Raw genomic sequence first — 8,833 nt, forward strand, 5'->3', positions numbered from 1 at the left:
GTCACCGCACCACCTCGACGTGGACGTGAGGCAGTCGCTGGCCAACGACCGTGTCCACCTGCGACCCGAACGGCAGGGTCCGGGCGGTGGCGGCCACCACCGTCTCGCCGGCGACGACGTGCTGACCCGGGGTCACCTGCAGGTCGGCGAGGTGCAAGACGCGGACACGGATCGCGGGGTTGGCGTCGGGGACGATCTCCACGAGGTCATCCATGGTCTGGCCGTACAGCGCGTAGCGGTTGGCGGCCACCACCGTCCCAGACACGGTGGCGCGGACCGGCTCTGCCGCCGGGAGCACGATATCGACCGCGGAGGTCGCGTGGGTGCCTCGTCCGCGGCTGGGGAGGATCTCGTGCGCGGCCACATCAGGGGTCAGCGGGATCGGGCGCGGGCCGTTCGCCTGGTGGAACCCGATCAGGACCGGTGCCGGGGCCGGTTCGACCAGCTGGACGCCGTCGACCGTCGCGAACGGCTCGATGACCGGGTCGGGGGCCGGTGACCTCGGCATCCCGTTGCTGGCATCCACCCACAGCGCCTGTGCCTCGACGACGCTCGGTCGGGCAGCCGCGGTCCGATCGACGGCGGCCGGGAGGCTGAGGGCCGCGGCGAGCACCGGAGCGAGCCCAGCGATCGCGTAGCGGTTGACGCGGGGCCGGGTGTACACGGCTGCGAACGCGTCGTGGGGAGGGCGTGCGGGCACGGCGTCGCTCCGGGGCGTCGTGGCATGGGGGAGGGTTGCGCGACCGAGACGGTGGGTATCGGCTCGGTAACCGACGGACCGAAGGACACGTTGCCGTCTGGGCGCTGAGCGCCCGGGAACGTACCGGGCGGGTTCTCCGTCGCCCAACAGGCCTCGCCGTGGCGCCACGCTGCTACGCCCCACTGGCGGGTCGCTTGACCTCGATGTGGACGTGGGGGCCCGGATCGCCCTCGACGTAGCGATCGACGTGGGAGCGGAAGGGGAAGAAGTTCGCGGCGCCAGCCACCACCGTGCGCCCCGCCTGCACCCGCTGCCCGGGGCGCACGCGGACGTCCGTGAGGTGGATCAGCACGACCCGCAGGTCGAGTCGACCGGCAGGGGCGATCTCGACCCGCGTGTCGGGGTGACGTCCGTACAGCTGGTAATGCTCCACCAGCGTGACGGTGCCGTCGATCAGGCTCGCCACCGGCGTCCCGGGCGGGAGCGCAACGTCCACCGCGGACGTGGCCGGGTTGGTGCGGCCTCGCGACGACAGCACCACGTAGCCGACGCCGTCACGGTCGGGCGGCGGACGGAACTTGGTGGTGTTGTCGTTCGCCAGCAGAGATCCCGCCGGCGTCAGCGGCAGCGCGTCGGCGAACGCGGCCTCGTGGAATCCCACCAAGCGCACCTGGTCGCTGGGCAGGACCAGCTGCAGATCGGCGTACGAGGCGAACGCGGTGCTGGTCGTCGTGGTGGTGGCTCCCGCCGAGCGCGGCTGGCCAACGTCGCTGACATCGAGGCGTCCGCCTTGCGCGGCGGCGAGCGGCGGTCGCCGCGTGGCCGTCCGCTCCCCGACCGACGCACCCAGAGCCACGGAGCCGGCCACGGCAGCCGCCACCGCGACCACCGCACCCAGCTGCCGCAGCCGGAACCGGCGACGCCGTCGTCGCACCCGGGCCTCGCCCGGAGCGCTCATCCTGTCGAGCGTCGCCGCGCCGACCTGCAACCGGGTGTGCGCCGCGAAGGACTCGGCCAGGCTCGCAGGCTCGCTCGGTCGCGTCACGCTGATCGTCCTGCGTGCGACGGATGGGATCGGCGCGGACCTTAGTCGCAGCACCACGCGACCCGGCGAACTTCTCTCACACGGCGCGGCGTGAGGACGCCTCGGCGAGCAGTTCCTGGGCATGGGCGACACCGGCGTCCCGTCCCGCCCCGCCGGACAACATGCGGGCGAGCTCCGCTGGCCGGTCCGCCCCCTGCACCGACCGTGACGTGGTGACCGTCCGCCCGCCACGGATCCCCTTCTCGACGACGTGGTGAACGTCCGCGAACGCCGCCAGCTGCGGTAGGTGTGTGACGCACAAGACCTGGCGACCGTCGACGGCCAGGCGGGCGAGCTTCTCACCCACTGCCATGGCGGTGGCCCCGCCGATCCCGGCGTCGACCTCGTCGAAGACGAGCACGCGGGCGTCTTCGACGTCGGCCAGCGCGACCTCCACCGCCAGCGCCACTCGCGACCGTTCTCCGCCCGACGCTGCCTCACCCAGCGGCCGAGGCGGCTCGCCGGGGTTCGCGGCCAGCTCGATCGAGACCCGATCGCAACCGTGCGGGCCCGGCTGTTGGCGGTCCTCGACGCTGATCCGCACCCGGGCGTGCGCCATCCCCAGGTCGGCCAGGTGCCCCTCGATCGCCTCGGCCAGTCGTGACGACGCGGCGTCGCGGCCACGGTGGAGCTCGCCGGCGATGCGGTGCACCTGCGATCCCAGATCGGCCTCGCGCTCGGCGAGTGCGGTCACCGACTCCTCGTGGCGCGACAGTTCCGCCAGGCGGGCACGTGCCTGCGCGGAGTAGTCCAGCACCCCGGGCACGTCCGCCCCGTACTTGCGGGTCAGGTCGGCCAGGAGGCGTTCACGCCGGCGGAGCTGGTCGAGGTGGAACGGGTCGGCCTCGACGGTCTCGGCGTACGTACGCAGCTCGCCGCGCACGTCCGCGAGCTCCGCGGCGATCGCTTCGGTCCTCTCGCCTAACGCGTCGAGGTGTGGGTCGTGGCCGGCAGCCCGCCGCAATGCGGTCACGGCCACGCCCACCGGGTCGTCGGCGCCGTCCTCACCGAGCGCCGCGGCGGCCTGTCCGGCCGCGCTCGCCAGCTGCTCGGCATGTTCCAGACGGGCACGCTCCTCCCCCAGCTCGGCGTCCCGCTGCGGGTCCAGTCCGGCCGCTTCGATCTCCGCGAGCTCGTGGGCGAGCCGGTCGTGTTCACGGGCCCGTTCCCGGGCGTCAGCGAGGAGCGACGCCCGCTGTCCGCTGACGTCCTGCCACGCCGTCCACGCGGCCCGGTAGGCCGCCAGCGTTCGTGCGTGCGGTGCGCCGGCGTACCGGTCCAGCAACGTCCTGGCGACGCCGGAGCGCCCCAGCCGCACGTGCGCGCCCTGGCCGTGGACGTCGACGAACTCCCCCAGGACGTCGGCCAGGGCAGACACCGCGGCCAACCGTCCGCCGATACGCACCCGGCTCCGTCCGCCGCTGGCGTCAGCGCGGCCGGGGAGGATCTCGCGGGAGATGATCAACTCGGGAGCGTCGGGCGTCGCCCACCCGCCCGCAACCGCGTTCGGCGGCACGGGTGTCAGCCGCGCCTCCACCCCGGCGGCCTCCGAGCCGATCCGGACCAGGCTGGTGTCGGCGCGGTCGCCGAGGAGCAGCTGCAGCGCGGTGACCACCATGGTCTTGCCCGCGCCCGTCTCGCCGGTGACGACCGTCAGGCCCGGGGACAGGCGGAGCGTGACGTCCTCGATCACCCCGAGGCCGGCGATGTGGAGCTCGTCGATCACGGTCGTCTCCAGCGGTCGACGTGCGCAGTATGACCGCCAGGTGCGACGTGACGGTGCAGGCGCTGCACAGCTGTCGGGGACCGACGAGGTCGGTCACCGCAGCCCGAACTTGGTGCGGACCACACCGTAGAAGTCGATCGACGACACACGCGCCAGCCGCACGGGTTGGCCACCGCCTGTCGCGTGGACCCACCCGCCGGCCGGGACGGTGACAGGCTCGCGTCCGTCGCAGCTGACGATCGCCGGTGACTGCTCGGGGAGGATCTCGACGTCGATCTGCTCGTCCTCGCCAACCACCACCGTTCGGGCGAAGAGGCTGTGGGGGGCCACCGGCGTGACCAGGAGCGCGCGGACCTCGGGTGACAAGATCGGCCCACCCGCGGAGAAGGCGTACGCGGTCGAGCCGGTGGAGGTCGCAACGACCAACGCGTCGGCCGGGATCCTGGCGAAGCGGGACCGCGCCACGTGCAGCTCCATCATCAGGATCCGCTGTCGGGCGCTCTTCTCGATCGAGACCTCGTTGAGCGCCCAGTCCTCCGACAGCCGTCGCCCGTCGGGATCCGACGACCACACCTCCAGGGTCGGCCGCTCCTCGATGCGGAAGTCACGGTTGGCGACGGCCTGCAGGACATCGTCGAGGTCGTCGAGCTCCGCGTCGGCGAGGAAGCCGAGCCGGCCGAGGTTGAGCCCGAGGATGGGAACGCCGGCCCCCCGGCACAGGTGAGCTGCACGCAGGAACGTCCCGTCGCCACCGAACGACATGGCCAGGTCGAGGCCATCGGTGAAGGCGTCGTGGGACAGCTGTGGGACACCGACGTCCGGCTGTTCGCCGTCGGGGCGGGCCATAGCGACGTCCACCCCGAGCGTCCGCAGGCGTGCAGCCGCGTCGACCGCCGCCTCGCGGGACGCGGAGCGGCGGTGATGGACGACCAACCCGACCTTCACGATCGTTTCCCTGACCGACGTTCAGCGGGCGGTGGCCTCACGCACGGCGGCATCGATGCGCTCCTCCAGGCCGTCGGCGGCCCCCGGGTCAGGCACGAGGTGCAGGAGGAACTCGACGTTCCCAGCCGGTCCGGTGAGTGGCGACGGCGCCACCCCGGCGGGAGCCCAGCCTAGCGCCGTGGCGGCGCGCGCAACGCGCCGGATGGTGCGCGCCCAGACGTCGGCGTCTCGGACGACACCCCCCTTGCCGACCTGGTCGCGGCCAGCCTCGAACTGCGGTTTGACCAGCACCACCGCTTCAGCGCCATCGGAGGCGAGCGCTCGCAGCGCAGGCAGGACGAGCGTGAGCGAGATGAACGACACGTCCGCCACGACGAGGTCAGGAGGGGGGGCGGGGACGTCGTCCCGGGTGAGATCCCGGGCGTTGGTCCGTTCCAGCACCGTCACGCGGTCATCGCGACGCAGCCGCTGGTGCAGCTGCCCGTACCCCACATCCACCGCCACGACGTGAGCGGCGCCCCGCTGCAGCAGGCAGTCCGTGAACCCGCCGGTGGACGCACCGACGTCCAGACAACGCCGTCCGGCGGGGTCGACCCCGAAGCGATCGAGCGCGGCCTCGAGCTTGTCACCGCCCCGACTGGCGTACCGGCGGGGTGGCCCGGACACCACCACGGCCTGGGCCGGGTCGACCAGCGTCGCCGGCTTCCACGCCGGCGCCCCGTCCACCGTGATCCGTCCGGCATCGATCGCCGCGCGTGCCTCGACACGCGAGGCCACGAGCCCGCGACGCACCAGTTCAGCGTCGAGGCGCCGCCGCGAGGTCCCCACGGTCGTTACGTCGCGTCGTTCCCGTTGCCGCGCGTCGACCGCACCACCTGCGCATCGTCCATCGCGGCGAGCTCGGCGACCAGCACGTCGTTGATGGCGGCGTACAGGTCGCTGCGCTCGGCCGGTGGGCGGGTTGCGACGACCTCGAGGTGCGCGCGGGCGGCCTGCAAGGGGTCGGCCTGCAGGGGGTCGGCCTGCAAGGGGTCGGAGCGGCCGTCGTTCACTCGCCTGCGCCCTCGCCGGCGCCCTCGCCGGTCCGCTCACCGGTCTTGGTCGCGGCGGTCTTCTTGGCCGCCTTCTTCGCGGCTGGTCGCGCGGTCGCCTTCTTCGCTGCCGATGGGGTCTTCTTCGCCCCTCCCGATGACTCGCCCGCGACGTCCTCAGCGGCCGCTGCGGTGCGCTTGGCCTCGCTGACCTGGCGCTCGAGACGTTCGAGATCCTCGCGTGTCACCAAGCCCATCGCGCGGACAGCGCGCCTGGACTCGCTTCGGATCAGCGCGGTCAGAGCCTCCCGGTTCTCCTGAGACCGCTCGATGAGCTGATCGACGAGCTCCTTGGGGTCGCGGGCGGCTGCCTCCCCCTGCTGCAGGAGCCGTTTGACGATCTCTTCGGCTCGGGCGCGGGTGGTCTTCGTGATGCCGGTCGCGGCCTCGATGTACCTGCTCAGCGCGTCGTTCACGTCAACCTCCTGAGTCCTACCGAGCTTAGCGACCCGACCTGAGGCCGTACCGCAACAGCAGCTCGCCGCCGTGCTCACGCACTTCCCGGAGTTCGATCGGCTGCGGGGCGCCAGGCAGCGGCCCCTGGACGATCCGGTACGCCGACGACCCAACCAGCTGCGGTGAGATCGTCAGGAACAGCTCGTCGACGAGGCCGGCGGCCAGCAGCTCCCCGTTGAGCGTTGGCCCGCCCTCGCACAGCACGTAGCGGACCCCGCTGGCACGCAGCGCCCGCACGGCCGCCACGAGGTCGACGCGACCGCGCCCGACTCCCCTGACCTCCGCCACCTCGGCGAGCGCTGCCCGCCTGGCCGGATCGGCGTCCTCGGGAACGAGGATGAGCGATCGCCGCGCCGGATCGGCGAACAGCCGCGCAGCCGGGTTCAACGACAGCGTCGCGGTGACGACCACCAGGCGGGGCACCGCCTCCAGGCCGCGGCTGCGGCGGCGCACCTGAGCAGCGTCGCTCGGTCGAGGTGGGCCGTAGTCCTCGATACGGACGGTCGACGCGCCCACCAGGATCACGTCGCACCACTCGCGGAGACGCGAGAACGCGACACGGTCGGCCTCGCCGCCCAGCGGCCCGGTCCGACCCTCCGCCGTCGCGGCACCGTCGACACTTGCGACCATGTCGAGGTAGACGTGAGGCCGATCGGTCGCTGGTGGCGGGAAGGCCAGGTCCGTGTACAGCTCGTCGAGCGTCTCGTCGTGGACGTCGGGATGGATTCGCCGCACGGGTCGTAAAGTAGCGTCAGCGCCGTGTCCGTGATCGAGGGGAGCTGATGGTGCTCCCGGTCGGCGACCGCAACCCGACCCGGCGCAAACCGGTGGTGACCGTGACGCTGATCGCGGCCAACGTCGCGATCTTCTTCGCGTTCAACGCGCAGCTGCCACCGGCTCAGCTGCAGTGCTTCATCTTCCGCTGGGCGGCGATCCCGGTGGAGCTGCTGCGTCTGCAATCGCTGGACCCGTCGGCGGTCCCAGCCGACGCCCCGGCGTGTCTCCCCGCGGCCCTGGCCGCCAAGAACGTGTTCCTGTCGGCGCTGACGTCGATGTTCCTGCACGGCAGCATCTGGCACCTGGGCTTCAACATGCTGTTCCTGTGGATCTTCGGGAACAACGTCGAGGACGAGATCGGTCACGTCACCTACCTGCTGTACTACCTGCTGGGCGGCCTGGTGTCGGTGTACGTGTTCGCGTTGATCAACCCGACCGCGCTCGTTCCGCTGCTGGGGGCGTCGGGAGCGATCGCGGCCGTGCTCGGCGGGTACTTCATCCTGCACCCGCGAGCGCGCGTCCAGACCTACGTGCCGTTCCCGCTGTACCTGCTGGCCGGCGTGATCCCGCGGGCACGCATCCTGGGTTTCTTCTTGTTCTTCGCGATCGTGGATCTGCCGGCCTGGCTGGTCCTGGGGATCTGGTTCGCGACGCAGCTCCTGGCGCTCAACGAGCCCGCCGGAGGCCCGGTCGCGTACGAGGCGCACGTCGCCGGGTTCGTCGCCGGCGTCGTGGGCACCCTCGTGCTGCGGTCGCTGGGGGCCACCCGGACCACACCGACTCCCGGGTAGCTTCAGCGGACATCGTCGACGTCGACGGCCAGGTGGGGGCGGCGAAGATCCCCGCCGCGCTACTCGAGCGTGCTGCGGCGTGGAGCGTCGCTGCGGAGGTCGCGCACCAGGACGGTTCGGTGGGATCCGGCGTCGGTGCGGACATCGTCGGGGACGTCGTCGACCTCGGCCGACTCGAACCCCAGCTGCTCGAAGCCGGCGTCACCGTCGCGCACCAACAGGTACGTCAGCTGCACACCGACGCTGCGCAACTCGTGCAGTACCTGCGCCACCAGGTGTGATCCGGTCTCGCGGCCGTGCTGGGAAGCGGCCACGACCGGGCCCTGCAGGCTGGCCGTGTCGCCGTCTCGCTCCCACGCGATGGTCCCGACGATGTCGTCGTCGCCCGCCACCGCGACGAGGGCGTGATCCGGTCGCGGCTTTGCCCCGCCGAGCTCCCAACCGGCGTCCTCGAGCAGGGTGCGGATCGCGGACCGATCGACCGGCTGGCCTCGACGGATCGTGGCCGGCTCCGGTCCCGTCAACTCGCCCAGGTGGCGTAGCACCCACGTCGGGGTCGCCGCAGCACCGACCAGGTCCGACCATCGGGCGACGCCCGTCAACACCAGCGCTGCGTCCCATCCCATCCGCTGGGCAGCGGTCACGTCGGTGTCGAGCTGATCGCCGACCACGAGGATGCGTCCATCGCCGAGCGACAGGCGTTCCGCGGCCAGTTCGAACAGCGGCCGTTCCGGCTTCCCGGCGATCTCGGGGTGAACGCCGGTGGCGGCACGCAGGTACGCCAGCGCGGCACCGTTGCCGGGCCAGGGACCGTCGTCGGCGGGGTAGATGAGGTCGGCGTTGGTCCCGACGAACCGGGCGCCGCCGGCGATCGCCAGGGTCGCGTCGCGCAGCCGCTCCCAGGTCAGTTGGCGGTCCCACCCGACGACGACCGCGTCGGCGTCGTCGGGCGCGTCGACCAGCGGGATCCCGGCGTCCGTCAAGGCAGCGCGCAGACCATCCTCACCGATCACCAGGACACGCGGCGGCGGTTGGCCGCCCACGAGCCAGGCAGCCGCCATCGCGCTCGTCAGGATCCGGTCCGGGTCGACCGTCAAGCCGGCGCGCTCCAGGACGCCCACCCAGTGGTGGGGTCGGCGGGTCGCGTTGTTGGTCACGAACACGGTGGGCTGCTCGATCTGCGACAGCGCCGCGACGGCCTCGGGGATCGGGTCCTCGACGCGCACCACCACGCCGTCGAGGTCGACGACCAGGCCGTCGTAG

The 8,833-nt window shown here is 72.3% G+C and carries 10 protein-coding genes; 1 reads left to right on the forward strand and 9 read right to left on the reverse strand.

Going from position 1 to position 8,833, the window contains the following annotated elements; translation table 11 throughout:
- Nucleotide 1: 1 nt before the first annotated feature.
- From M3N57_03070 to M3N57_03105, 8 genes are all read right to left on the reverse strand, one after another.
- Entirely contained in the window at nt 2-700 is a 699-nt protein-coding gene (locus tag M3N57_03070) for a M23 family metallopeptidase (protein ID MDP9021680.1), read from the reverse strand.
- Between the two features lie 172 nt (nt 701-872).
- Complete coding sequence (locus M3N57_03075) at nt 873-1,745, reverse strand: M23 family metallopeptidase (GenBank protein MDP9021681.1); 873 nt, start codon at nt 1,743-1,745, stop codon at nt 873-875.
- Between the two features lie 76 nt (nt 1,746-1,821).
- Nucleotides 1,822-3,510 (reverse strand): DNA repair protein RecN, encoded by a 1,689-nt coding sequence (gene recN / locus M3N57_03080; GenBank protein MDP9021682.1) that lies wholly within the window; start codon nt 3,508-3,510, stop codon nt 1,822-1,824.
- 93 nt (nt 3,511-3,603) lie between these two features.
- Nucleotides 3,604-4,455: an NAD(+)/NADH kinase gene (locus M3N57_03085; GenBank protein MDP9021683.1), complete on the reverse strand. Its 852-nt coding sequence runs from the start codon at nt 4,453-4,455 to the stop codon at nt 3,604-3,606.
- A 21-nt stretch (nt 4,456-4,476) separates the two neighbouring features.
- The gene (locus M3N57_03090; GenBank protein MDP9021684.1) at nt 4,477-5,283 is read right to left on the reverse strand and encodes a TlyA family RNA methyltransferase; all 807 of its coding nucleotides are present in this window, start codon (nt 5,281-5,283) and stop codon (nt 4,477-4,479) included.
- Nucleotides 5,284-5,288: 5 nt separating this feature from the next.
- Entirely contained in the window at nt 5,289-5,507 is a 219-nt protein-coding gene (locus M3N57_03095; GenBank protein ID MDP9021685.1) for a hypothetical protein, read from the reverse strand.
- The gene (locus M3N57_03100) at nt 5,504-5,962 is read right to left on the reverse strand and encodes a hypothetical protein (protein MDP9021686.1); all 459 of its coding nucleotides are present in this window, start codon (nt 5,960-5,962) and stop codon (nt 5,504-5,506) included. Before M3N57_03100 ends, M3N57_03095 begins: the two co-directional genes overlap by 4 nt.
- 25 nt (nt 5,963-5,987) lie before the next feature.
- The gene (locus tag M3N57_03105) at nt 5,988-6,737 is read right to left on the reverse strand and encodes a pyrimidine reductase family protein (protein ID MDP9021687.1); all 750 of its coding nucleotides are present in this window, start codon (nt 6,735-6,737) and stop codon (nt 5,988-5,990) included.
- A gap of 47 nt (nt 6,738-6,784) precedes the next feature.
- Between M3N57_03105 and M3N57_03110 the strand changes: the two genes are divergently transcribed.
- Nucleotides 6,785-7,570 (forward strand): rhomboid family intramembrane serine protease, encoded by a 786-nt coding sequence (locus M3N57_03110; protein ID MDP9021688.1) that lies wholly within the window; start codon nt 6,785-6,787, stop codon nt 7,568-7,570.
- Between the two features lie 59 nt (nt 7,571-7,629).
- On the opposite strand, the gene M3N57_03115 is transcribed toward M3N57_03110, so the two are convergent.
- The coding region (locus tag M3N57_03115) for an HAD-IIA family hydrolase (protein ID MDP9021689.1) at nt 7,630-8,833 on the reverse strand (1,204 nt) is incomplete at its 5' end.

The sequence above is a fragment of the Actinomycetota bacterium genome (genome assembly GCA_030776725.1).
In the GTDB taxonomy this organism is placed as follows: domain Bacteria; phylum Actinomycetota; class Nitriliruptoria; order Nitriliruptorales; family JAHWKO01; genus JAHWKW01.

Coding starts and splice junctions, on each gene's coding strand:
- M3N57_03110 (MDP9021688.1), top strand. CDS start 6,785: ATGGTGCTCCCGGTCGGCGACCGCAACCCGACCCGGCGCAAACCGGTG.